This is a genomic window from Vibrio kagoshimensis (genome assembly GCF_050337535.1).
In the GTDB taxonomy this organism is placed as follows: domain Bacteria; phylum Pseudomonadota; class Gammaproteobacteria; order Enterobacterales; family Vibrionaceae; genus Vibrio; species Vibrio gallaecicus.
Map to the genome: position 1 here is coordinate 240,495 of NZ_JAKJSZ010000006.1, position 24,085 is coordinate 264,579.

At 40.6% G+C, this 24,085-nt stretch carries 22 protein-coding genes; 10 read left to right on the forward strand and 12 right to left on the reverse strand.

The features are described 5' to 3' along the window. The first annotated feature begins 86 nt into the window (after positions 1 to 86). Positions 87 to 665, forward strand: a complete 579-nt coding sequence (locus L4C37_RS07350; RefSeq protein ID WP_137372994.1) for a thymidine kinase — start codon at positions 87 to 89, stop codon at positions 663 to 665. Positions 666 to 759: 94 nt separating this feature from the next. Here the strand turns inward: L4C37_RS07350 and L4C37_RS07355 are convergent, their stop codons facing one another. The 3 genes from L4C37_RS07355 to L4C37_RS07365 all read right to left on the reverse strand — a co-directional run bounded on the left by L4C37_RS07355 (position 760) and on the right by L4C37_RS07365 (position 2,566). Then, a complete protein-coding gene (locus tag L4C37_RS07355) occupies positions 760 to 1,359 on the reverse strand; it encodes a YdcF family protein (protein WP_429768271.1) in 600 nt (199 codons plus the stop codon). 43 nt (positions 1,360 to 1,402) lie between these two features. Beyond that, positions 1,403 to 2,245, reverse strand: coding sequence for an NAD-dependent epimerase/dehydratase family protein (locus L4C37_RS07360; protein ID WP_429768250.1), 843 nt, complete (start codon positions 2,243 to 2,245; stop codon positions 1,403 to 1,405). A 90-nt stretch (positions 2,246 to 2,335) separates the two neighbouring features. Beyond that, entirely contained in the window at positions 2,336 to 2,566 is a 231-nt protein-coding gene (locus tag L4C37_RS07365; protein ID WP_137372996.1) for a TIGR02647 family protein, read from the reverse strand. A gap of 261 nt (positions 2,567 to 2,827) precedes the next feature. Here L4C37_RS07365 and L4C37_RS07370 point away from each other — a divergent pair, with 261 nt between their 5' ends. Both L4C37_RS07370 and focA read left to right on the forward strand, forming a co-directional pair. After that, a complete protein-coding gene (locus L4C37_RS07370) occupies positions 2,828 to 4,201 on the forward strand; it encodes an ATPase (protein ID WP_429768251.1) in 1,374 nt (457 codons plus the stop codon). Positions 4,202 to 4,533: 332 nt separating this feature from the next. Then, positions 4,534 to 5,376, forward strand: coding sequence for a formate transporter FocA (gene focA, locus L4C37_RS07375; protein ID WP_137372997.1), 843 nt, complete (start codon positions 4,534 to 4,536; stop codon positions 5,374 to 5,376). Positions 5,377 to 5,733: 357 nt separating this feature from the next. On the opposite strand, the gene L4C37_RS07380 is transcribed toward focA, so the two are convergent. Continuing rightward, entirely contained in the window at positions 5,734 to 6,528 is a 795-nt protein-coding gene (locus L4C37_RS07380; protein WP_137372998.1) for an ABC transporter permease, read from the reverse strand. A gap of 438 nt (positions 6,529 to 6,966) precedes the next feature. Here L4C37_RS07380 and torE point away from each other — a divergent pair, with 438 nt between their 5' ends. The 4 genes from torE (at position 6,967) to L4C37_RS07400 (ending at position 12,678) form a co-directional block, all read left to right on the forward strand. Beyond that, a complete protein-coding gene (gene torE, locus L4C37_RS07385) occupies positions 6,967 to 7,149 on the forward strand; it encodes a trimethylamine N-oxide reductase system protein TorE (protein WP_137372999.1) in 183 nt (60 codons plus the stop codon). Positions 7,150 to 7,197: 48 nt separating this feature from the next. Further along, a complete protein-coding gene (torC, locus tag L4C37_RS07390) occupies positions 7,198 to 8,379 on the forward strand; it encodes a pentaheme c-type cytochrome TorC (protein ID WP_429768252.1) in 1,182 nt (393 codons plus the stop codon). Between the two features lie 24 nt (positions 8,380 to 8,403). Beyond that, complete coding sequence (torA, locus tag L4C37_RS07395; RefSeq protein ID WP_273296532.1) at positions 8,404 to 10,866, forward strand: trimethylamine-N-oxide reductase TorA; 2,463 nt, start codon at positions 8,404 to 8,406, stop codon at positions 10,864 to 10,866. A gap of 879 nt (positions 10,867 to 11,745) precedes the next feature. Further along, a complete protein-coding gene (locus tag L4C37_RS07400) occupies positions 11,746 to 12,678 on the forward strand; it encodes a porin family protein (protein WP_137373002.1) in 933 nt (310 codons plus the stop codon). 160 nt (positions 12,679 to 12,838) lie between these two features. Here the strand turns inward: L4C37_RS07400 and L4C37_RS07405 are convergent, their stop codons facing one another. After that, positions 12,839 to 14,062, reverse strand: coding sequence for a putative manganese transporter (locus tag L4C37_RS07405; protein WP_429768253.1), 1,224 nt, complete (start codon positions 14,060 to 14,062; stop codon positions 12,839 to 12,841). 199 nt (positions 14,063 to 14,261) lie between these two features. On the opposite strand from L4C37_RS07405, the gene L4C37_RS07410 reads away from it, so the two are divergent. Together L4C37_RS07410 and L4C37_RS07415 are read left to right on the forward strand one after the other, a co-directional pair. Continuing rightward, entirely contained in the window at positions 14,262 to 15,167 is a 906-nt protein-coding gene (locus tag L4C37_RS07410) for a manganese-dependent inorganic pyrophosphatase (RefSeq protein WP_137373004.1), read from the forward strand. Between the two features lie 125 nt (positions 15,168 to 15,292). Next, positions 15,293 to 15,682, forward strand: coding sequence for a DUF2750 domain-containing protein (locus L4C37_RS07415; protein ID WP_273294625.1), 390 nt, complete (start codon positions 15,293 to 15,295; stop codon positions 15,680 to 15,682). A 124-nt stretch (positions 15,683 to 15,806) separates the two neighbouring features. Here the strand turns inward: L4C37_RS07415 and L4C37_RS07420 are convergent, their stop codons facing one another. From L4C37_RS07420 to pspF, 7 genes are all read right to left on the reverse strand, one after another. Beyond that, positions 15,807 to 16,586 carry a DUF2927 domain-containing protein gene (locus L4C37_RS07420; RefSeq protein WP_429768254.1) on the reverse strand — a complete coding sequence of 260 codons (780 nt, stop codon included), beginning with the start codon at positions 16,584 to 16,586 and terminating at the stop codon, positions 15,807 to 15,809. A 126-nt stretch (positions 16,587 to 16,712) separates the two neighbouring features. Continuing rightward, entirely contained in the window at positions 16,713 to 17,510 is a 798-nt protein-coding gene (locus L4C37_RS07425; RefSeq protein WP_137373007.1) for a peptide ABC transporter ATP-binding protein, read from the reverse strand. Continuing rightward, complete coding sequence (locus L4C37_RS07430; RefSeq protein ID WP_429768255.1) at positions 17,507 to 18,508, reverse strand: peptide ABC transporter ATP-binding protein; 1,002 nt, start codon at positions 18,506 to 18,508, stop codon at positions 17,507 to 17,509. The genes L4C37_RS07425 and L4C37_RS07430 overlap by 4 nt, the downstream gene beginning before the upstream one ends. Next, a complete protein-coding gene (sapC, locus tag L4C37_RS07435) occupies positions 18,508 to 19,395 on the reverse strand; it encodes a putrescine export ABC transporter permease SapC (protein ID WP_137373009.1) in 888 nt (295 codons plus the stop codon). The genes L4C37_RS07430 and sapC overlap by 1 nt, the downstream gene beginning before the upstream one ends. Then, on the reverse strand, positions 19,382 to 20,344 hold the full coding sequence (locus L4C37_RS07440; protein WP_137373010.1) for an ABC transporter permease: 963 nt from the start codon (positions 20,342 to 20,344) through the stop codon (positions 19,382 to 19,384). Before L4C37_RS07440 ends, sapC begins: the two co-directional genes overlap by 14 nt. Next, a complete protein-coding gene (gene sapA / locus L4C37_RS07445; RefSeq protein ID WP_273294620.1) occupies positions 20,344 to 21,966 on the reverse strand; it encodes an ABC transporter substrate-binding protein SapA in 1,623 nt (540 codons plus the stop codon). The genes L4C37_RS07440 and sapA overlap by 1 nt, the downstream gene beginning before the upstream one ends. 99 nt (positions 21,967 to 22,065) lie before the next feature. Then, entirely contained in the window at positions 22,066 to 23,112 is a 1,047-nt protein-coding gene (gene pspF / locus L4C37_RS07450; RefSeq protein WP_137373012.1) for a phage shock protein operon transcriptional activator, read from the reverse strand. A gap of 293 nt (positions 23,113 to 23,405) precedes the next feature. Between pspF and pspA the strand changes: the two genes are divergently transcribed. Next, positions 23,406 to 24,077, forward strand: coding sequence for a phage shock protein PspA (gene pspA / locus L4C37_RS07455; protein WP_137373013.1), 672 nt, complete (start codon positions 23,406 to 23,408; stop codon positions 24,075 to 24,077). Positions 24,078 to 24,085: the final 8 nt, after the last annotated feature.

Below are 24,085 nucleotides of genomic sequence, written 5' to 3' on the forward strand. Positions count from 1 at the left end.
AAAGGGCTGATTTTCAGCCCTTTTTTCTTGTCCCTATTTCTTCCTGAAATAGGTTTTTACAATCAAAAATAAATGGGAATATCTCTGTGGCTCAGATGTATTTTTACTACTCTGCAATGAATGCGGGTAAATCTACAACACTTCTTCAATCCTCTTTTAATTATGAAGAGCGCGGCATGACTCCCGTCATTTTTACCGCAGCACTTGATGATCGTTACGGTATCGGAAAAGTGAGCTCACGAATTGGCTTACAATCTGAAGCGCAATTATTTAGAAGTGACAGTGACCTTTTTGAAGCCATAAAAGAATTGAACGAGAAAGAGAAGCGCCATTGTGTGTTGATTGATGAGTGTCAGTTCCTATCAAAAGAACAAGTGTATCAACTTACTGAGGTTGTCGATAAGCTTCATATTCCAGTACTGTGCTACGGCTTAAGAACGGATTTTTTAGGGGAGCTATTTGAAGGCAGTAAGTATTTATTGTCTTGGGCTGATAAGTTAGTTGAATTAAAAACAATTTGCCACTGCGGTCGTAAAGCGAATATGGTGATTCGCACCGATGAGCATGGTGTTGCTATCGCTGAAGGTGATCAAGTCGCTATTGGTGGTAATGATAAATACGTATCTGTTTGCCGTTTCCATTATAAAGATGCGCTAGGCAAATAATCGTCTAGATCCAGTATCAGGGTCTTTGATGAAACAATAAAATGGCGACCTTAATGGGTCGCTATTTTTATTTAAATAGTAAGAAGCTTTTGCTTCAAATAGCAAGGGGCTTTAGCTTTTGATGAAGAGCTTGGTAAGCAGTTTCTACTTCAGGTGGGATCGGCATTTCGATTTGATAACCTTTCGCCGGATAGTCTCTAATTCGCTCAAAATCGGCAAGTAATGCTTCAATGACCATTGGCAAAGGTAATGTTTCGTTAAAGTAGTCGACCCAGTTTTTCCAAGGGGAAGTCACCATGACTTGCTCAACTTCATTTGGCCACTGCTTTTTAAAAGTAGCAAAGGTACGTTTTTCCATAAATGGTTTTTGCACCAAGATGAAAGAAGTAGGAAATAGTCTCTTTTCTGATAATACTTGATGAGTAAATCGAACGTTTTCACCAGTATTCGTCGCATTCGTCTCAGTGATGATTGCAGTTTTAGGAACACCGTAATCTCTGGCTATGTCAGAAAAGGTTTCTGCTTCTGACTTATCGAAAAGCTCTTCAGTGAACCTGCCTTTACCTCCAGAAAATACGACATAGGGAGCAAAGCCTTGGTGGTACAACTCAGCAGCGTGCTCTGCGACTCGAACATCATTACTACATAATACAAAGATGCAATCTGCTTTGGTTAGTTGATGCCCCATTTTCATGAAATCCCACAAAGTATCAAGGTGGCGATGCAGGTGAGTTCGGTTATTCATACAAGGCATCCAATGTTGATTGAAAATAAAATTGATATCCGAGTTTTAAGATCTTCTCAGGTGAAATCAGCTTGTCAGGTGTATCAACTTTTGGTGGTAGTGGGTCATTACTTTCTGCTGAAGCTAAGGCTGCTTGATAAAATTCAGCTTTACTAACGGTAGTTGGGGTAGTGGCATTTACTATTTCTTTCGAAGCACTGCTAATACAGAACGATACAGCGCCAATAGCATCGCGCAAATGAAGCATATTAGCAGGAGCAAGAGTGCTTACTTGTTTCAGTTTGCTAGCAAAGCGTGATGGATGGCGTTCTGGTCCAATTAACCCACTGCAACGTACAATCGAGTAATCTAACCCTGAATCAATAACATGTTGTTCAGCTCGTAACATTGTCTTCGCGTTAGAAGAAAACTCGTCATTATTCGTTGCTAAACATTCAGAAGCATCCTCTTCGTGCATGACACCACTTCTAGACGGATAAACAGTCGTTGAGCTTACCATTATCACTTTAACTACATTTGTGTTCTTTGCTGAAGTAATGAGTTGATGCCAATAATCAGCATACTCTTCTCCATTACCTTTTCTGAACCCAGGAGGAAAGCAGCCAATGATTATTGAGATGTTTTTATTCGCTAGGAGTGCAGAAAGTTCATTAATAGATTTTGTTGGATGCTCGTGATCAAACTGAAATTGTTCGCAAGGTATACCTTGGTTAATACATTTTGATTGCCCAAGTTCCGTCGTATTTGTGACGATTGAGTCCATGCCTTTTTCGATAAGTGACTGACATACGGGTTTACCTAACCAGCCACCGCCAATAATTAAAATAGATGCCATAAAGAACCCCTAGGAAAGAAAAAACATACCCGCTAAAACGAAAAAACTCCACAGCTTGCGCATGTGGAGTCCTTGAATTCGAAGTTTTACTTACTTGATTACACGTAATAGCTTGTCTGCACGCTCAGCTACTTCAATGCCTTCATCGGTTAAGTAACCGCCGTCAGACTGAGTACAAAGACCTTTAGCAAATAAGCGTTTTACGGCATCCTGCATTTCTTGGCTTGCTTCTTGATGAACTTTAATGCCTGTTGCTGCGCTACTGATGTCGAATTGTAGAAGAAGGTTTAAATCGGCAATGTGTTCAGCGGTGTATTTCATATTCAACCTATCAATTTTAATGTTTTATCTACCCTCACCTTAGTGCTCAACGCTACTTCAATCAACTAACAATAAATAAAATTGATAAGTGATACCAAATTGAAGAATTAATCATCAGTGCAAAAATAAATGTATGTTGTTTTGTATGAAATATATACGTTTGATTGGTCTAGATATGTCTATTTAATGAAGGCTGTAATATATTGGTTACATTATAAATAAGCAGCATCATATTCAGGTGCTTTGAATTAAGGATTTTTTGTGAAAGTCAGTAAAGTTGCATTGGCAATAAGCGTATTACTCAGTGTTGTTGGTTGTCAGAGCACGTCGACAACCAGTGATTCAGCTCAAAAACCAACGAATATGGATGTTCAGACACAGACTGAAACTCGTACTTTCCAATCAATTCAACCAATTTATGAAGAGTGGGAAAAGACGCTTGTAGGGGTTACTTCTTTAGAGATTTATGCACCAGAGAACTATAGTGACTTACAAGATGCTTGGTCTGAAGCTCAAGAAATTTATCTTGATATTGAAAAGAAGCCTGAACTTCTCTTAAAAGATTATTCTATTTTCTCAAGTCAGACTTATGCCGAAGCTTTTGATGAGCGCATTGCAGTACTAGAAAATAATTACAAATCAATGTTAGAGCTAAAAGAGAAGTCTGATCGCGTATTAGCAGATTCTATTGCTCAAATAGAGTACCTTCAGTTTTTAGAGGCTGATAAGTTATTCTCATCAAACTACAAAAATATATACTCTCAATACCGTGACTTATTTAACTATGTATTAGTGGATGAATTAGAGAACGCACAGGAAGCCCAAGTTGATTTCTTGAATGATGCTAGAGAGCTTGAAGTAAAAGTTGTGAGAGAAAAGTACATTACGCCTTTAAAAAAGCAGCTAAAAACTTTGAAGAATGAAGACTTCCACGAAGTTGCTCCGCTGACTTTTTCTAAAGCGTCATCTCAAATTGAATTAGCTGAAAGCAAAATTGAAGCAAGCCCTAGAGATAAGTCAATTATCACCCTTGCAGTCCAGTCTGCGGAATTCGAACTGAACCATGTTCGAAATGTGGCTCAAGAAGTGAAACTTTTAGCCAGCGTTGAAGACGATAAGTTTGAACAAGCAGTGTTACGCATGGAAAACAAACTGTTGTCTATTTCAACAGTCGTTAATAATAAAGACTACCGTGACTTGGCTATTCGCGTCCAATCTCAAAAGATCATCGAGAGCATTTCCGAGTTGAAGACTTCAAACCAAACTGTTGAACTGTCTTCAGAGGTAGATAAATTGTCTGAGAAGTTAACGCTGTTAGAGAGTGAAAACAAGAAACAGGCTCAGCAATTAATTGATAGCGATAAACGAAGCCAACTACTAACTGAACAAATTACAAGAGGTGATGCTCATATTAAAAGTTTAGAGGAGTTAGTTTCAAATCTAAAAGGTAAAGGCGAGAAGGCTTTAGCTAAAGATGCTGAACCGGCTACAGAAAATAAAGCTGAACCTGTTGCTGAAAGTGAAGCTGAACCGGTAGCTAGCGAATCATCTTCTGTAGATGCTCCTGCACCTGAGGTCGCTCCTGAAGTGACTCCTCAGACTAGTGAGGCTGGGGTTGTAGCTGATAACACATAATTAATTTTACTGTTTTGTGATATGAAAAAGCGCCTGATGGCGCTTTTTTTGTTTCTGTTGATCTATATCAAATTTACAAAATTATTTTTGTTTAASGAAAAATTCAGGTAATGCTAAGTTGTGATTTTCCGTTAAACATATGATTTTAAAGTATTGTTTTTACTTTTGTGTTCTTTTGGGAATACTACTAAAGATGTATTGATAATTCAGGGGAGTCGATTTGTTTTTGTTAGTGAGGCTTACATTGCTTTCCTCTAGAAAATAGCGCTTGAATAAAAAAATAAAAGGGGGGATTATCGCCAGCCCTAAACATGTATCAAAATGTAAACGCTATGAACTTAAATCAATTTGATTCTTTATTACCACCACAAATGGCTGAGCGAGCTGCTGAAATTGGTGTGGGTAAAGCCACCAAAGACCCGGTCAAGTCGTTCTTATTGGCTATATCAGCCGGCATCCATATTGGTATTGCATTTGTCTTTTACACTATTGTAACGACAGGTGCCGGTGATTTACCTTGGGGCATCACTAGATTGCTGGGAGGGTTAGCATTTTCTCTTGGGCTTATTCTTGTTGTGGTGACAGGAGGCGAATTATTTACAAGTTCAGTCCTTACATTAGTCGCGAGAGCCAGTGGAAAGATTAGTTGGCGTGTACTGGTAAAAAACTGGGCGACTGTTTACGTAGGGAACTTGATTGGTGCGCTATTGTTGGTCGTGTGTATGCTTTTTACCAAACAATACATGTTCGATAATGGTCAAGTTGGTCTGAATGCGATGGCTATTTCGCAACACAAGATGCATCACGGTTTCTTCCAAGCGGTTGCGTTGGGAATTATGTGTAATGTCCTAGTTTGTATTGCTGTTTGGATGACGTTTAGCGGACGCACATTAACAGATAAAATTGCTGTAATGATTCTGCCCGTTGCTATGTTTGTATCAGCAGGTTTTGAGCATTGTATTGCAAACATGTATCAAGTGCCTCTTGCGATTGGTATCAAGACATTTGCTCCAGCTGAATTTTGGGCGATGACAGGAGCGAACCCTGCAGACTATTTGGATTTAAACATGCTGGATTTTATTACCAACAACTTACTGCCAGTAACGCTCGGTAATATTATCGGTGGCGGGATATTTGTTGGTATGTGGTACTGGTTAATCTATCTAAGAGACTAGTTTTAAACGCTCTGAATTAGATTCGGCTTACCAGATGGTAAGCCGATTTTGTATGTACTCGAATAAAAAATCCACTAGTTAAAGTATCGATACAAAAGCGGCGTTTATTGCTGTGAGTTTTAAAAAATCACTTAGGTGGTTATTTCTGCTAGAAGTTAAATCAACGCGTCTTTTGGCTTTTAATGAAAAAGCAGGTGAAGATCAAAATCGATACATAGAAATAATAGATAGCTTTTTGTTATCCACAGTTTCTGTGGATAACCTGTCTTAAAATCGGTGTGTAATCAAGTTTATAGCCGTCATACCAGTCGTTCACCAATGCCTATCTTTTTTATTTAAACTTTGGCAAGTTCTAAATTACTTAGCTTTGATAACTCTGACTTTAACGCGTCCTTCTTTGCTCAATACGGCTTTTAAAGAAAGGTGTAGTGCTAAAGAAAGCGAAACACTCATCATTGTAAAAATCGCAACCATAATCATTAGCTGGTACTTAATCGCAATCATGGGTGAAGTTCCTCCTAATATCTGACCTGTCATCATGCCTGGTAATGTCACAAGCCCTGTTGTTGCCATAGAAGCCATTATTGGAGACACAGCCTTCTGCATTGACTCTTTCACGAAAGGTACAGAAGCGTACTGTGGAGACGCTCCTAAGGATATAGCGGCTTCATATTCTGATTGCCGATGTTCATATGAGCTAAAGAGGTTCTGTAACGCCACGATATTACAACTTAAGCAGTTACCTAAAAGCATCCCTGATATTGGTATTAGATACTGAGCGCCAAACAAAGGGGTTGGCTTGATGATATAGAAACAAATAATCAGAACGATAGGGATAGCGGTAATGGCAAGGCTAAACGCGATTGGGAGGATTAATAAGCGTTTTGGTAATTTTGCTTTACTAAGAATAGAGCTCGCTCCGATAAGGACCATAACCATAAGCCATAGTAGGTTAATCCAAAGGTTATTAAGAGCGAATAAATATTCGAGATAAAGACCTACTAGACATAACTGGAAGAACATCCTGAAAATACTGATTGTCGCTTCAGTGCCAAGCCTTAGTTGGAAGCGATAGTTTATCCCGATAGGTAATATGAGAATTGAGCTAAAAAATAGTAATTGCCACCAAGATATATCAACAACGTCTTGCATGAGAACTCCTTATTGTGGAGCTAGAATAGTAGCGGAATTGCACAACCATTACAGGTAGATTTTAATCTACGCTTCTTAAATAAAAACCACTCCTCATAACATTGCATTAACAAGTAAGTGGTAAGTTGTGAGCTTTTTAGCTACTACTTATTAGGTAAAAAGTAGTATTCAGTTGATATTATGTAATGAAAATGTATTTTTTTAACATTGTCGCATCATTATTAATTTGTCATATTTGTTAATACTTTTTAATATATATTATTAACTGCAAACATCTATGGATGAGCTCAAAAAAGTGTTGAATAACAAGGTTTCTAGCTGTTGAATTGATTGAACCCTACTTTGTGTATGGTCTAATATTTGTAGTTAGAAACTAAAAAACTTTGGCTCATTACACTGGGCTATTCGGAATTACTAAATACAAAATAGGCAAAATGTATGAGTGATGTTAATAAAATTGAAAATGGCGAAAAACAATCGCTGGAGTGGAAGTCATTCCTCTTCATTGCTGTTGTTCTCTTTCCAATCCTTAGTGTGGCATTCGTTGGTGGCTATGGGTTCATCGTTTGGGCTCTACAAGTCTTCTTCTTAGGTCCTCCTGGCGCTCATGGCGGCATGTAACGTCAAAGCTTCCTTCCACTTTTTGATTGATTTTTAAGAGAGCTAAACATGAAATCATTTTTAGTTAAATTATGGCGCACAATGACTCGCCCAGCGGTACACATTAGTCTTGGTGTACTAACTATGGGTGGCTTTATCGCCGGTGTTATCTTTTGGGGCGGTTTCAATACGGCTTTAGAAGCGACTAACACAGAAGAATTCTGTATCAGCTGTCACACGATGCGTGACAATGTATACGTAGAACTGCAAGAAACGGTTCACTGGAAAAATACATCTGGTGTTCGTGCTACTTGTCCTGACTGTCACGTTCCACATGAATGGACAGCAAAAATTGCACGTAAGATGCAAGCATCTAAAGAAGTATTCGCTCAAGTTTTTGGTGACTTAGATACGCCAGAGAAATTCGAAGCTCGTCGTATTGAGTTAGCAAAACATGAATGGGATCGTTTCTCAGCAAACAAATCTTTAGAGTGTAAGAACTGTCATAACTATGAGTCTATGGACTTTGAAAATATGCGCCCGACAGCTCGTATTCAAATGAAGAATGCGGCAGAGCGTGACCAAAGCTGTGTTGACTGCCATAAAGGTATCGCTCATAACTTGCCTCTAGATATGGCATCAGCAAGCGGCATTGTTGGCGAGCTAGAAAACGTGGCAAGTAGCACATCTTATGCTTCAGGTAAGGATGTTATTTCAATTCGTCACCTTCCAATGTACACGGATGAAACAGCAGAAGTTGAAGCTGGTCTACTTAGCCCAGCAAGTCAAGTTGCCGTGATTGAAGAAAAAGGCGACATGATCAAGATTCAAATCGATGGCTGGCGTAAAGCGAAAGGCTTCGGACGTGTAATCCAAGAAGACTTCGGTATGAACATCTCTACAGCAATTTTGACTAAAGATGTTTCTCAAAGTGACGTTATCACTGTTGGTGAGAAGAAAGAAGATGAGCTAACTGGTCTTCCATGGGAAAAAGTTGACCTTGCACTTTGGATGAAGAAAGAGTCAATGGTTGATAACTTCGACCCAATTTGGAACGCAGCAGGTCAGGCTTACCAGTCAAACTGTTCTACTTGTCACTCACAACCAGATGAAGGTCACTTCAGCGCTAACGGTTGGGTTGGCATGCTAGATGGTATGATTGCATTCGTTAACTTCGATACTGATACAGAAGCACTTGTTCTTAAGTATCTACAGAAGCACTCATCAGATTTTTCTGAAGGCCATCACTAATAAGACGTCAATTGGAGTAACACAATGGCAATTACAAGAAGAAGTTTTCTGAAAGGTGTCGCTACTACTAGTGCGGCATCGGTTATCGGTCCAAGCTTATTGGCGTCGGCATCTGCTTCAGCAGCAGAAACAGAGGGAACTTGGAAGGTATCAGGTTCTCACTGGGGTGCTTTCCGTGCTCGTGTTTATGCGGGTAAAGTACAAGAAATTAAACCTCTAGAAATCGATCAGCACCCAACTGAAATGCTGAAAGGTATCAAAGGCATTATTTACAGCCCATCTCGTGTGCGTTACCCAATGGTTCGCCTAGATTGGTTGAAGAAGCACAAATACAGCGCAGACACACGCGGTAATAACCGTTTCATTCGTGTGACTTGGGATGAGGCACTAGACCTTGTTTACCGCGAGCTAGAGCGCGTACAGAAAGATTACGGTCCATGGGCACTTCACACTGGTCAAACTGGTTGGAGGCAGACAGGTCAGTTCCACAGCTGTACTAACCACATGCAACGTGCAATGGCACTTCACGGTTATTCTGTGAAGAAAATCGGTGACTACTCAACAGGTGCTGGTCAAACGATCATGCCTTATGTACTAGGTTCTACTGAAGTTTATGCACAAGGTACATCTTGGGAACTTATCCTAGAAAACAGTGACAACATTGTCCTTTGGGGTAACGATCCTGTTAAAAACCTTCAAGTAGGTTGGACATGTGAGACTCACGAGTCGTTTGCATACCTAGAACAGCTGAAAGAGAAAGTTGCTAAGAAAGAGATCAACGTTGTTTCTGTTGACCCTGTTAAAAACAAAACAGGTCGTTACCTAGAAAACGAGCAAATGTACATTAACCCACAAACTGATGTGGCGTTTATGCTTGGTGTTGCTCACGTTCTTTACAACGAAGACCTATACGACAAGAAATTCATTGAAACGTACTGTCTAGGCTTTGAAGATTTCATCAAGTACGTTCAAGGTGAAACGAAAGATAAAGTTGAGAAGACACCTGAGTGGGCTTCTGCTATCTGTGGCGCAAGCGCGGACTCAATCCGTGACTTTGCTAAGATGCTAGTTAACGGTCGTACACAGATTCTTGTTGGTTGGAGTATTCAGCGTCAAGAGCACGGTGAACAGCCTTACTGGATGTGTGCGGTTATCGCAGCAATGATTGGTCAAATAGGTCTACCAGGTGGTGGTATTTCTTACGGTCACCACTATTCAGGTATCGGTGTGTCTTCAACTGGTTTCGCTGCTCCGGGTTCGTTCCCGTTGAACATCGATCAAGGTCAATCACCTAAGCACACGAACACAGATTACAACGGTTACAGCCGCGTAATCCCAGTTGCACGTTGGGTTGATAGCTTGCTAGAACCTGGTAAGAAGATCAAAGCAAATGGTGGAACGGTAACACTGCCTGACATCAAGATGATGGTATTCAGTGGTAATAACCCGTGGCACCACCACCAAGACCGTAACAAGATGCGTAAAGCATTCAAGAGCCTACAAACTGTAGTCGCTGTTGATTTTGCTTGGACTGCAACTTGTCGTCACTCTGACATCGTGCTTCCAGCATGTACACAGTGGGAGCGTAACGATATCGATGGTTACGGCGCGTACTCTGGTCGTGGTTTGATTGCGATGCACAAACTGGTGGATCCTCTGTTCCAATCTAAGACTGACTTCGAAATCATGTCTAGCCTAACTAAACGTTGGGGTCGTTACGACGATTACACACGTGGTATGGATGAAATGCAGTGGGTTAAATCTCTGTACGATAACTGCCGCGCTGCAAATGAAGGCACTATCGAAATGCCAGAGTTTGCTGAGTTCTGGGAAAAAGGTTTCCTAGACTTTGGTAAAGGTAAGCCATGGACTCGTCACGCTTCATTCCGTGAAGATCCAGAAATCAACGCACTAGGTACACCTTCTGGTTTCATCGAAATCACCAGCCGTACTGTTGGTAATATGGGTTACGAGCACTGTCAAGAACACCCAATGTGGTTCGAGAAATCTGAACGCTCACACGGTGGTCCAGGCTCTGACAAACACCCGTACTGGCTACAATCTTGTCACCCGGATAAGCGTCTTCACTCTCAGATGTGTGAATCTGAAGAGTGGCGTGCGACTTACGCGGTACAAGGGCGTGAGCCAATCTACATCAACCCAACGGATGCTAAGAAGAAAGGCATTAAAGATGGTGATGTAGTACGAGTGTTCAACGACCGTGGTCAACTACTAGCAGGTGCTGTCCTTATGGATAGCTACGCTCCTGGTGTTGTACGTATCGAAGAAGGTGCTTGGTACGGTCCAATGAACGAGAAAGTGGGTGCGCTAGATACGTACGGCGATCCAAACACACTAACTCAAGACATTGGCTCATCTGAGCTGGCTCAAGCGACATCAGCAAACACGTGTTTGGTTGATTTCGAGAAGTTCCAGGGCAAACTGCCTCCAGTAACTTCATTTGGTGGCCCAATTGAAGTAGCGTAGTTTACATATGAACTAGTGCTATAACGATAGTCTTCAATTTAAGCCCGAGAGCAATATGCTCTTGGGCTTTTTTGTAAGCTCAGGAAAGAATGGAGATTGAAGTACCAAAGTAATTAAGCGAAAGCGTAGTCGCTTGGTTTCTCTGAATCTATCAAGCCGAGATATTGATACATAGTCAAGCTGGCAGCTCAACATATTCAACTAAACTCTTAGTATTGGACCTGCCTGAAAGCCTCCTGTGTATCAGGCAGACTTATAACCAGTTTGGATGATAACGATTGTGAATGGTCTGAACGTGAGTTTCTTTTGGGCTACCCTGCAGCCTTACATTTTCCTTCTCAATATTATTCCAAGTTAGCCAAGTGAAACCTGTAAAGAGTGAAAGGCTTAAATGAGAATAGTGAAGATCAGTTCAAACATCAGGTCTTGTTAAAGAGAGCTTCACGCGATGGGGGAACGGCTTATGACATACAACTTGAAAAAGAGAAAATGGAAGAAGGTTGAGTGTAATAAGACCCCCTTACTTTATAAAGAATGAACGCTTTAACATGATGCGTGAAAATGAGTAAATCAAATGCCAACCCACTAAGTGTGCTTTTTGTTCGTTTTTGTCAAAACACCTAAAATGTAACATTTCAAATAAATATATTTTTACTTTTTATTGAGGCTATATCGACATTTCTTTGAGATCGGGCTCACTGAATTTATAGGGTATTGTGTTTTTATTGTTCGGATTTTATATTTTTTGATGTTTGTGCTTAATTTTCAATCGTTTGGTTTAGGTTTTTTTATTTGTGTTGATTCATTTTTTTACCTAAATTCTGCCTCAGAAAAGGGTGTGTTAACTCCCTCGCATAAATAATACTTATAGGTATAAAAATGAAAAAAACAGCAGTAGCGATCGCATTATCACTTGTAACGGGTTCAACATTTGCAGCAGAAGCACTAACAGGAGAGCAATTTACTGTATCTGGTGAATTAGCAGCTGGTTTCTATTCTGATTCAAGCCGTACTGAAGATGAAGTTTACAATGGTGGTGTTACTGGTTTCGATATCTTCGCTGATTACGAAAACGGTAAGATTGTAGGTAAATTTGGCGGTGAGTTCGACGTAGAAGACGACTACGCAACAACTGATTCGACTTTCACAATCACTGATACTTGGGTTGGTTACAAAACAGGTTTTGGTATCGCTTCTGTAGGTTATGCAAATGACACTGCTCTAGATGCAGTAGATGGCGCAGCTGACCAAACAATTGAATTCTTATGGTCTCCATCTGATGCTTCAGATGCACGTCAAGTTGTAAAATTTGAAGGCGAGAAAGAAGGCATCAAATACGGTATTTCTTACTTCGGTGACCGTAACTACGAGTCTCTAGACGCTCAAAGTGGTTTCAACGGTTACGTTGGCTACGCAACTGAAACTTTCTCTATCAATGCTGGTTACGAAGATAACGATCAAAAAGAAGGCAGCACTGACAAGCTATACCTAGTAAACGGTACTGTTACTGTTGGTGAAATCGGTCTAGGTGCTACTTTCGCTGAAGAAGAAGATTCTGCTGGTCTTAAAACTCAGTTAGTAAACGCTTCTGCTGGTTACACTATGGCAGAACTATACTTAGCTATGGGTTACGTTAAAGTTGAAGATATTCGTGAAGCAATCAACGTTGGTGGTTCTTACGCAATCACTGAAAACTTCAAAGCTTTAGTTGATATCGCATACCACATCTCTGATGAAGGTTATGTTTCGGCTAATAAAGGTTGGGAAAAAGGTGACGTTGAGTCATTCGTTAAACTTGCTTACGCATTTTAATTAATCGTTTAAATTTATGGTCCGAATAGGACCATTTATCAGCAGGATGCTTAGAAGTTAATCCACTGCCTTTTTGTGCCCTCCGGAGTTGGAGGGCCTTTTTCGTTTTGTGCTTCCGTAGCCGCTATTACTTAATATAAGTTAAGTGCAGAGGTACATCCTACATTTCAAAAATAAACCAGTAACCATAAGCAAACAGTAGGGCTGGGATAGCAGAATAGATTGTCGCAACAAGCGCCGCTTTAGGCGCCATTGCAATAGCAGGGAATAGGGCATCCCCGTCATTAGAAATCGCATTACCAATTTGTGCCGAAAGAGGCAATGCTCCTGATAGGTATAGAGAAGTTACAAGTAGCTGAGGTCCGCAACCTGGCAATAGCCCCATTAATACGCCAGCTAAGGGAAGAAGCATTCCCCAACTTGAAAATACCGTAGCAAAATCAATTTGAGCTATCTCTGCTCCAAATTCAAAAATTAAGAAGGCTATAACAACCCAAGCGGTAACAAAGTTAGTATCTTGCGCAGTTTTCTGCATCGGATGTGAGCTAACTGATTTTTCATCTTCACTCACTACGGAACGGTAGTCATCTATTTCTTTTGTCAGTGCCCATAGAGACATAGAAATGAGCAACAGTATTGCTCCACTCCACTCAATCGTCATCTCTGGTAAGGCAAACATCGAATTTACATCAACTTGAAATGAGCCAAGAAGTGCTACAACTGCCCCCGGAATGATCAATAAAGCCCAAAGCATACCTTGGAGGTTAATTGCATTCCTCATTATGTTTTGTTTGCTTTCAGATTCATCATCCTGAGCACAATGAGGGAACATTTTTTGGACAGTTTCATTTGCGTTATCGGGTCTTAAAAAGTCATCTTTATGAAAAGCATTAATGATTAGCCCTGATATTGAACCTACAATAATCCCCATTGCTACCATCGCGAAGCCAGTTTTAGGCTCACTGGCTAGTAGAAGGAAAGCTGCGTCTCCCATAGTGGAAACTAATACAGCTACGACCGAGCCAAAACCTAGTCGCCCAGAGATAAATTGCGTGGTGACAACAATGGCTCCACCACAGCCAGGCAAGGCACCCATTAAGGCTGAGAAAATGACCTGGTGAGAGCGAGTTTTGTATGCCATCCGTGTGAAAAGGTTATTACTTGAGACGTGCTTACTTAGCCAATGATAAACAGCAAGCGTTAGTGCTACATAGCATGAAACTGCCCAAAATGCGTCAGAAAGCGTTGCGACAGTCAATTCACGGGTGGCTGGTGCCAACATTAAAGCAAGTAGAAAAACGGGTAAAAGTACACGCTTGAATGAGAAAGAAAACTGACTTTTATCCACAATGTTTCTTGGAAGTTGGGTGACAAATTGGCTCATAAAATACAATCCTAAATGATAACTATTTACAACTATATACTAATGATAATAATTCTCAATTGTATTTGGTGTTTTTTTATAGTCAGTGACTCGAAGAGGGGTAACGAACAAATGATCATTGTAAAAAAATAAGGTAAAGTACCGCCCATATAAAAAAGCTCTTAAATAGAGCGGTACTTGATAGGTAATAGGAAGCAAAATGATTTTAGTTGTTGGTCATAAGAACCCAGATAGCGATAGTATTTGTAGTGCACTTGTTGCGACGGAGCTTTTACAAGCTCGTGGTCTAGAAGCAATGCCAATCCGTCAAGGTGAAATCAATCGTGAAACTCAACACATTTTAGAAGTTGCAGATGCAGAGTCTCCAGAACTTCGCACCTCTGTTGCTGGCGAAAAAATCTGGCTAGTAGACTACTCAGATCTAGCGCAAGCACCTGATGATGTTGCTGATGCTGAAATCTTAGGTATTGTTGACCACCACCGTCTTGGTGATGTAATGACAGTGAATCCAATGGAAGCGTGGATTTGGCCTGTTGGCTGTACTAACACTGTTCTTTTCAATATGTTCAAAATTGAAGGCCACTCTATCTCTCAGAAGATTGCCAAACTTATGATGTCAGCAATTTTATCTGACACCGTTGGTTTTGCTTCTCCAACATGTACTCAAAAAGATAAAGATGCAGTGGCAGAACTTGCTGAAATCGCAGGTGTGACTGACATTGACACTTTCATTAAAGATCTTTTGATTGCTAAAACAAACATTGAAGGTCTGTCTGCTGCTGAACTAGTAGAGAAAGATTTAAAAGGCTACCCATTCAACGGTCGCGACGTGGTTGTTGGTCAAGTTGAACTTGCTACTCTTGAGCAAGTAGATGGCATGATTGAAGCTCTTGAAGCTGACTTAGAAGCTCGTTGTGAAAAAGACGGTCTAGCGTTTGCTGCAGTAATGCTAACGGATATTACAACGGCTCAGACTCAACTTCTTTACAAAGGTGAGTGGGCAGAGAAGTTAGTGAAGCATGAAGTAAACGGTCAGTTAATGATGGAAAATACTTTAAGCCGTAAGAAGCAAGGCTGGCCTTGGCTTCAAGGTGAACTAGCTTAAGTTTCACCACGAACATATGTTAAAACGCCTACTGATTTCAGTGGGCGTTTTTATTTTAATCTATCTTTACTTGTTCGCTATCCTTGCTATAAGTAAATGCAGAAAATAAGCCGCAGGAAAATAAAATGACAAAACAGTTAGATGACAAGCAAATAGCTGATATCAATAAACTCGATGGTGAACAGCGTTTGAAATACTGTGTTAAAGAGATCGTTGCAAACCGTGAAGTTTGGATCTTAAAAGATGAACACGGCTGTGTAATGCTGAATACTGAAGAAGAAGATTGCGTACCAGTTTGGCCTAACCAAGAGTTTGCAGAACAATGGGCGACTGGTGAGTGGGCTGACTGTACTGCTGAATCTATTTCATTAAACAAATGGCATAGTCGCTGGACAGTAGGCTTAGAAGACGATGAATTGGCTATCGTGGTTTTTCCAAATCAAAATGAAGAGGGTGTTATTCTGTTCCCTGATGAATTCGATTTTGAATTAAAGAAGCAAGCTTCTAAGCGATAAAAGAGCTTTAGATTTACGATTGTTCTAAGTAGATCAATTATCAGAGCTGACCATGTTCAGTGCTGATGAAAGTATTAGAATCGCTGTGTTTAAAAGTAATACACTATTTGAAGCATTGATTATTTCAGTATCCCACAAGTTGATATAAAGGGGCTTGTGTGGATACTTTAGATGCATTTTGTAATACACCTTCGGCTTGGTAGCGCTTTAGTATCCTTTGAATTGTTGGCTTTAACTGCGTTTTAGTTAACCCTATCTTTAGTTCCGGCTCATATAATAATTTGAGTAAAACGACATCAAGTGGTGATAAAAGATCATTAGGTGTTTGGTCATTAAAAATTGAAGGGTAGGCGAGTTCAGAGTCATTTGGTAGACCGAGAACTTGGGTTATTTCCTCTACTATACATGCGAGAAGCTTCCCTCTTTCTCGTGCGAGATCTACCGGTATCGCAATTCCCGCTTTAACAATTTCACCTCTATGATTCATTTGGTAACCAGCTGTACAAATAGCGGTTTTTAGGTGATCCGTAGATTTAATACCTATTGCATTCTTTGCGTCTTGATACCAAGTAGATTCCGAAGTGAACACCCATTTTATATTGGCTTCAGACTTTTGGTTCACAATCGTGATGTTCAGACCCGTAATAGTTGAAAGGTGAGCGAGATGAAGTTCAACTAACTCTTGATGAAGATCTTTATCTGTAACTTTATGCTGAATCCAAATCTTTAATGGTTGATTCCATTTGGTCAGTGATTTTTGACCTTTTGAATATTCATTTTTTAATGCCACCTCATAAAAGGCAGTCTCGACAAATTTGGGGTCAAGCCAAGTTAGCCCTGTAGCCAAGCTTGGAAAGGACAAAGTCGAAAGTAATAAAGTTAGCATGTATATAAGCCGAATCATCGAAGCTCTAATAACTTAGCAGTTTTTATGTTGTTAGCTGGATTCAAACGTAATACCTCAGACGAGAATTGAAGTGAAAGTGTTCACTTCAATTCGTTAAACTACTATCTATTGTTTTTATTTGTTCTATTTACACTTGGACAAATGACTCGGAGCTTTGAAGAAATGGCTTTCTACTAATCTCTGTGTAATTTGATGAGACGGTTCAGTGAGTACTTGCTGTGTATTGCCGGACTCTACAACATTCCCTTCATGCATGACCATGATCTTATCTGTGATGTGTTTTACTACGCCAATATGTTGAGAAACGTAAACAAATGACACTCCCATCTCTTCTTGAAGCTCAAGAAAGAGGTTGATGATTTGAGAACGCATCGCCATATCAAGCCCGTTAAGAGCTTCATCCGCGACGATGATAGACGGCTGCAAGATTAAAGCTCTAGCAAGACAGACCCTTTGCTTTTGACCTGTCGCAAGCATCTGAGGGTAAAAATACGCATGTTCAGGAAGCAGACCAACTCGCAGAAGTGTGTCTTTTACGCGCCTCATGCGAGCTTCAGGTGTCATGTTGGTGTTTCGTTTTAATGGACCTTCAAGTATTCGACCAATCTGAATTCTTGGGTTTAAAGACGTATTGGGATCTTGGAAGATCATTCGAATTAATTTACAGCGAGTAGAGTAATCTTTGTGTTCTAATTTCTCACCATTGACTCTTATTTCACCGGAAGTTGGTTCCACCATCCCAGAAAGCATGCGTGCTAAAGTAGATTTCCCCGATCCATTTTGCCCAATAAACCCGATAGTCTGTCCTGCCTCTAAAGTAAAACTTACTGGTTTTACAGCATGGTGGATCTTTTTGCGGAAAAGACCAGAGCGTGTTGTAAAGTCTTTTGCTAATCCGTTGACTTCTAATAGTGCACTCATGATTTCTTTTTCTTCTCCATATTTAAAGGGAAGTGGCAGCTAAACTTATGATTTTTGACTCGTTTTGTATAAGGTATTTCTACACATTGCCTTTGAGCATATGGGCAGCGAGGACCAAGCCTACACCCTATAGGTAAATGCTGTAGTGGGGGAATAGAGCCAGGTAAAGATTGGAGTTTTTCTTTATGAGGAATCCAATCACTGAAATCAGGCATCGCTTTTAGTAAAGCAACCGTATAAGGGTGTTTCGGGACTGAGAGAATCTTTGCAGTATCTGCAGACTCAACAGATTGACCACAGTACATTACTGTAATTCGGTTTGCCCACTGAGTGATGGTTGTTAAATCATGTCCAATCAACACAATGGTAGTGTTGTTTACTTGGTTCATGCGACTCAAAAGGCGCAATATTTGTGACTGTGTAATAGGGTCTAAGTCATTCGTTGGTTCGTCAGCAATGAGTATTTTTGGTTTAGCGGCAATAGCCATCGCAATCATTACTTTTTGGCACTCTCCATCTGTAAGTTCATAAGAATAGCTATCCATCAGGCGAGAGTGATCTTTTATACCCACTTTATGCAGTAAACCTATCGCTTGCTTTTTACGCCATTTAAAACGTTCCCACCATTTACCATCAAAAGATCGTGATGGGATGGCTTCGATAAGCTGACGCCCCACTTTTTCTGATGGGTCAAGGCAAGTTGATGGCTCTTGGAAAATCATGGCAATATCACTAGCAATAACACGGCGTCTTTCTTTCGGAGTAAGCTGCAATAAATCTATGCTGCCGAGGCGCATTCTATCAGCCGTTACCTTCCAGTTTTCTTTGCAAACGCCCACAATCGCTTTAGCAACTAAACTTTTTCCTGATCCAGACTCACCTACTAGTCCCCTGATCTCACCTTCATTGAGAGTGATACTCATGCGGTCAACCGCTTTGACTAACCCTTGAGGGGTTTCAATTTCAATCGTTAGGTGTCGGATATCCAGTAATGGCATTATTCGATTCCCGCATTGAGGGCTTGGCGCACGCCTTCACCAACTAAGTTGATAACAATTACTGTAAACATGATGGCGAGTCCGGGTAAAGTAACGGTCCAAGGTGCTAAGTAAATCAATTCTACAGAGTCTCCAAGAATAGAACCCCATTCAGTACTCGGAGCTTGTGCACCTAGACCTAAAAAGCCCAAAGCAGTGATATCCAAAATCGCAACTGAGAGTGCCAATGTCACTTCCAAAGCAACTACTGTAAGTATATTAGGTAAGATGGAATTCCAAAGTAGGTAGAAGTCGTTTGCCCCGTCCAACCTTGAAGCAAGGATATAATCTTTCTCTACTTCAGTATGAACCGCAATATAAACAGAGCGAATAAACCTTGGTATTAAAGCCAAACAAATCGCGAGTAAAATATTGAATTCCCCAAACCCCAGAAAAGCAACGAAAATAATTGCTAGGAGGAGAGATGGAATGGACATTACAGTATCAAGAAGGTGATTAAGGGTGCTTGAAAGTAGCCCACGAGTCATACCTGCGAGCACGCCAATTAAACACCCAACGACAGCCGCAATAGTCGTTATGATGACGGCGGCACCAAAAGTCAGCTGAGAACCAATAATTAAACGGGATAAAATATCTCGCCCAAGATCGTCGGTTCCTAAAAAATACTCAACAGTGCCAGCTGGGTCCCAAGATGGCGGGATCAGTAGATGACCTGTCTGATCTTGTGCATCATGAGGAGCAAGCCAAGGGGAGGTGACTGTAATAATTACGATAAAGGCTAAACACCATAGTCCAAACATCGCGAGGTTATTACCACGAAAGCTGCGCCAAAACCGTTCATATTGGGTTGGTATTTGTTCTTCTTGGTAAACATTATTTGTTAGCATACCATTCCTTCCTTACCAGAGGGTTTATCGCCGCACCCAGCAAATCAGATAAAATGTTAGCAGTGAGTACAAGGGTCGCCACGACCATAACTCCAGCTTGAATTGAGACATAGTCTTGATTGGATAAAGCATCCAGCAACCATCTGCCGATACCTGGCCAGTTAAAAATCGATTCAGTGATTATTGCTAAAGTGAGCATACTGGAAAGCTGTACCCCAACCTTTGGGATAATAGGTGGGATAGCATTTCTTAATACGTGCTGAGTAACAATTTCTCGCGTTGATAAACCCTTAATTCGAGCCGCTCGAATGTAGTTTTCCGTCATGACTTCTGCAACGGAACTTCTCATTAACCGGATAACTTGAGTAGTAGGAGCTAGTGCAAGAACTAAACAAGGTAACACCATATGCTGGATAACACTTTCTAACGCATGCGCTCGATACTTACCTTCAGAAAAGAAAGCATCAATAATAGCAAAACCTGTAACGTGCTGAATTTCATAAAGAAGGTCATAGCGCCCTCCAACAGGAAAGACTTCAAAGTTTAGGGAAAATATCATGATCATCAATAAAGCGACCCAAAAAATAGGAGCGGAGTAGCCTGACATTGAGGTGAATGAGATTACCGTATCAATGAATTTTCCTTGCCTCATTCCAGCAATTGTCCCGAAAGGGATGCCTAATGATAGGGCGAGGACAAATGCAAAAAAACACAGTTCTAATGTGGCTGGAAAGACAATGGCGAGCTCATCAATAATAGGTACACCATGCTTACTGATACCAAAGTTTAGTGTCGATAGCTCACCGATGTAGTTAACCCAACCGGGCCAAAAGTCTTGAATTGCCCATGGGGAAGTCTGGTCTAAACGCAGTAAAGAGAAGCCAACCAAAGTCAGAATAGCGAGTGTAATAACGAAGAGGTTGATTCGTCTTAATGTATACCAAAACATTATTTAGGCTCCCGAACAACTTGATCAAAAGGCTGCGAATTAAATGGGCTCTGTTTAAAACCACTTAGCGAAGTGTCGTGAACTCGGAATTGAACGCCATGCGCTAATGGAATTACAGGAAACTCTTCATTTAGTATGTTTTGAGCTTGGTGATACAAATTCACGCGATGCCTTTGTTGATTGATCTCCAATGCGAGGTCGAGTAGAAAATCAAAATCTGAGTTACACCACATTGCAACATTTAGACCTGCTCTGTCTGAACTGCATGAAAGCAACGGTCGTAAGAAGTTGTCAGGATCACCAGTATTTCCAATCCAACCCGTTAACAGTAGATCTGTTGAGGATATGGAAGACAATTGAGTACGGTCAAAACGGTCATCAGTGAACAGTTTCAATTCAACTCCAATGTCGGCTAAATTTGCCTGAATTAACTCTGCCGTTTTACGCGGACTTGGGTTATAAGCTCTAGGTTCCAAAGGAACCCACATAGTGAGCTTGAGACCTTGCTCTACTCCTGCTTCCCTCAGTAAAGCAATGGCATAGTTGCGATCGTAACGAACATGTACGCTGTCTTTAGGGTAAGCCCAAGAGGTTGGGGGAAGTAAGGTATAAGCTTTAGTTCCTGTGCCGTAGTAGACAGAGTCCAGGATGTTTTGGCGATTGATTGCAAGATTCAGGGCCTTTCGCACTCGAGAATCATTCAGTGCTGGGTGCACTGTATTTAAGGCAATGAAAGAGACATTAACCGCAGGCGTCGCGCTTATTTTAAGTTCTTCTCTCGCTTGAATAATGGGAATCTGACTCGAAATTGGCGAGTTGAGTACGTCACATTCATTACGCAGTAATTTTGCTAATGTGCCAGTCCCGCGCTGTGAGGTATCAAAGACAACTTGGTCCATCTTGACCTCATTTTTCCAATACTTATCGTGCTTTTTAAGCCTGACAAGGTCATTAATTTGATATTCACTTAAATAAAATGGTCCAGTTCCTACTGGGAAAGCATCTAGTTGACCTTTTTCGTCTTCAAGCTCAAGCTGATTAGCATATTCCTTAGAATGAATGACGGCGTAACTTGTCGCGATATTATTCAAAAATGAGTTATTTGGGTGGCTAAGGGTGAACTTGACCGTTAAATCATCAAGGGCAACTACATCGACCAAAGAATTTTGGAAATCAATGCCTGCAAACCAAGGATACAGACCACCACCGACATAATGATATGGGTGAGAAGTGTCGAAAATTCTCTGGAAGCTAAACACTACATCTTGAGCGTTCAAAGATCTTGTTGGTGTGAACCATTCAGTTGTTTGAAACTCGACATTTGGTCTTAAATGAAAGGTATATTCCGTACCCGACTTATCCACTTTCCAGTGAGTCGCTAAGTTTGCGGTAGGTCTGTATGTACCAGAGTCTAACTGCAAAAGCGTGTCGAATATTTGAGGGCTGAGTGACTCAGAAGTTATGCCGCTATCCACTAACTGCGGATTAAAGGTATTTGGGTTACCTTGCCCACAATAGACAAAACCTTTTTCGCGGATCTTCTCATGGTCCACCTCTTTTCCGCAGCCAGCTAAAAGACCAACCGTACAAAGACCGAACACTAATCTGGATAATACTTTCATAGAAAGAAATACTTTTTGAAACGAAGCTTATAAGATGCCTCAAGAGCCGGACAATTTATCATTTTATTTATTTCGCTCCAAATGATTATCTATTTATACCTACGATTTGTCGCCAGTTTGCCCAACAATCGCATATTTTCTTACCATGCCTCTAAGTTGGTGGTAGCTGAGACCTAATAATTCGGCAGCATCCTTCTGATTATATTTACTTTGTTCTAATGCTTGTGTGAGCAGATGAACATCTTGCTGTTCTTGCCACGCTTTATAATTTAATGGAAATGAAAAGCTATTACCTAATGAAGTATGGCTGTTGGTGGCATTATTGTCAGGGTTTTGTGAAAGGCTGTCCGTATGTTCTGAACCTTCATCTTTTTGTCCCCAAGTTTGCTTAAACGGGTCGAAAACTAATGAGTCGATAGGGTAATCGGACTTTCCATTTTGATATATTGCTCGCTCAACTACATTTTTTAACTCTCGAACATTCCCTGGCCAGTGGTAATCAAGCAATGATTGTAGAGCGGCATCTGAAAAACCAATGAATAAATCCAGTTGAAGTTCGCGGCACATCCTAATTGCGTAATGCTCCGCAAGTAAGAGTATGTCTTCTTTTCGTTCTCTAAGTGGTGGAATGGAAATGACATCAAAGGCAAGCCTATCGAGTAAATCTGCTCGAAATTCACCTATCTGCGCAAGTTGAGGTAAGTCAGCGTTGGTTGCACATACTAGACGAACATTCGCATTCAATATTTTTTGTCCGCCAACGCGTTCATATTGACCATACTCTATGACTCTAAGTAGCTTCTCTTGTACTGATAGCGGTGCGGTTGCGAGTTCATCTAAAAATAATGTGCCGCCTTCTGCTCTTTCAAAACGTCCTTGGTGGCGACCTTTAGACCCTGTGAATGAGCCTGATTCATGTCCAAATAGTTCCGAGTCAATCAATCCCTCACTTAAAGTTGAGCAGTTTAAAGTGACTAAAGGTTGATCCCAACGTTTTGAAAGGTAGTGTAGACGTTGAGCAATTAACTCTTTACCTGTTCCTCTTTCACCTATTATGAGTACTGGTCTTTCAATAGGGGCAAGCTGAGAAACTTTATCGAGTACAGAAAGAAAAGTGGGTGACTCACCAATAAGGTTCTGCTGCATACTGTGGCCTTTCAATTGGAAATAAGTTGGATTAAAACCTTGGTAGTGTTAATAGTGACTAAGGTAGTTTTCATTAATTCGCTTGGTTAAAATAACCAAAAAATGGTTTATTTCATCATATCATGATTGTGTGAAAAGAGTTGGTAAGTTTATCTTATTGAAAAATAACAAATTTAAACTTGGCACGCGAATTGATACTAGATAGTAGCTAAACAAGTTTATGAAACACTGATTTAGGCTTAACAATAGCTGAAGTGTTTTAACCAGCGGTCAATTATTTTAAGGAGAACCCCATGGGTATTTTTTCTCGTTTCGCAGACATTGTTAACTCAAACATTAGTGCTTTACTTGATAAAGCCGAAGACCCTGAAAAGATGATTCGTCTTATTATTCAGGAAATGGAAGATACCTTAGTGGAAGTTCGCACTAACTCAGCAAAAGCCATTGCCGACAAAAAAGAATTGGCTCGAAGAGTGGAAGGTATGGATTCTCAAATTGCTGAATGGGCGAATAAAGCGACGCTAGCCTTGACCAGAAATCGTGAAGATCTTGCAAGAGCAGCACTGATTGAAAAGAAAAAGTTAGAAGACTTAATTAAAGGTCTACACACAGAGCAAACGTTAGTTGAAGAAACCATCGAAAAATTAACTGGTGAAATCGGTAAGTTGGAAACAAAAATTGCAGAAACACGCGCCAAACAACAAGCGTTAGCAATTCGTAATCAAGCGGCAACTAACCGACGAGATGTACAGAAGCACCTACACTCAAGTCGTTCACATGAAGCAATGGCTAAGTTTGAACAATACTCTCGTAAAGTTGATGAACTTGAAGCAGAAGCTGACGTGTATGCTAAAACAGGCAATGCAAAATCACTTGATCAAGAATTTGCAGAACTACAAGCACAAGATGCCATTGAGCAAGAGCTAGAAAAACTAAAGCAGCAAGTTGAAAACCGCGATAAATAACTGAGGAG

Coding starts and splice junctions, on each gene's coding strand:
- L4C37_RS07355 (WP_429768271.1), bottom strand. CDS start 1,359: ATGAAAATGGGGCATCAACTAACCAAAGCAGATTGCATCTTTGTATTA.
- L4C37_RS07360 (WP_429768250.1), bottom strand. CDS start 2,245: ATGGCATCTATTTTAATTATTGGCGGTGGCTGGTTAGGTAAACCCGTA.
- L4C37_RS07365 (WP_137372996.1), bottom strand. CDS start 2,566: ATGAAATACACCGCTGAACACATTGCCGATTTAAACCTTCTTCTACAA.
- focA (WP_137372997.1), top strand. CDS start 4,534: ATGAACTTAAATCAATTTGATTCTTTATTACCACCACAAATGGCTGAG.
- L4C37_RS07380 (WP_137372998.1), bottom strand. CDS start 6,528: ATGCAAGACGTTGTTGATATATCTTGGTGGCAATTACTATTTTTTAGC.
- torE (WP_137372999.1), top strand. CDS start 6,967: ATGAGTGATGTTAATAAAATTGAAAATGGCGAAAAACAATCGCTGGAG.
- torC (WP_429768252.1), top strand. CDS start 7,198: ATGAAATCATTTTTAGTTAAATTATGGCGCACAATGACTCGCCCAGCG.
- torA (WP_273296532.1), top strand. CDS start 8,404: ATGGCAATTACAAGAAGAAGTTTTCTGAAAGGTGTCGCTACTACTAGT.
- L4C37_RS07400 (WP_137373002.1), top strand. CDS start 11,746: ATGAAAAAAACAGCAGTAGCGATCGCATTATCACTTGTAACGGGTTCA.
- L4C37_RS07405 (WP_429768253.1), bottom strand. CDS start 14,062: ATGAGCCAATTTGTCACCCAACTTCCAAGAAACATTGTGGATAAAAGT.
- L4C37_RS07410 (WP_137373004.1), top strand. CDS start 14,262: ATGATTTTAGTTGTTGGTCATAAGAACCCAGATAGCGATAGTATTTGT.
- L4C37_RS07415 (WP_273294625.1), top strand. CDS start 15,293: ATGACAAAACAGTTAGATGACAAGCAAATAGCTGATATCAATAAACTC.
- L4C37_RS07420 (WP_429768254.1), bottom strand. CDS start 16,586: ATGATTCGGCTTATATACATGCTAACTTTATTACTTTCGACTTTGTCC.
- L4C37_RS07425 (WP_137373007.1), bottom strand. CDS start 17,510: ATGAGTGCACTATTAGAAGTCAACGGATTAGCAAAAGACTTTACAACA.
- L4C37_RS07430 (WP_429768255.1), bottom strand. CDS start 18,508: ATGCCATTACTGGATATCCGACACCTAACGATTGAAATTGAAACCCCT.
- sapC (WP_137373009.1), bottom strand. CDS start 19,395: ATGCTAACAAATAATGTTTACCAAGAAGAACAAATACCAACCCAATAT.
- L4C37_RS07440 (WP_137373010.1), bottom strand. CDS start 20,344: ATGTTTTGGTATACATTAAGACGAATCAACCTCTTCGTTATTACACTC.
- sapA (WP_273294620.1), bottom strand. CDS start 21,966: ATGAAAGTATTATCCAGATTAGTGTTCGGTCTTTGTACGGTTGGTCTT.
- pspF (WP_137373012.1), bottom strand. CDS start 23,112: ATGCAGCAGAACCTTATTGGTGAGTCACCCACTTTTCTTTCTGTACTC.
- pspA (WP_137373013.1), top strand. CDS start 23,406: ATGGGTATTTTTTCTCGTTTCGCAGACATTGTTAACTCAAACATTAGT.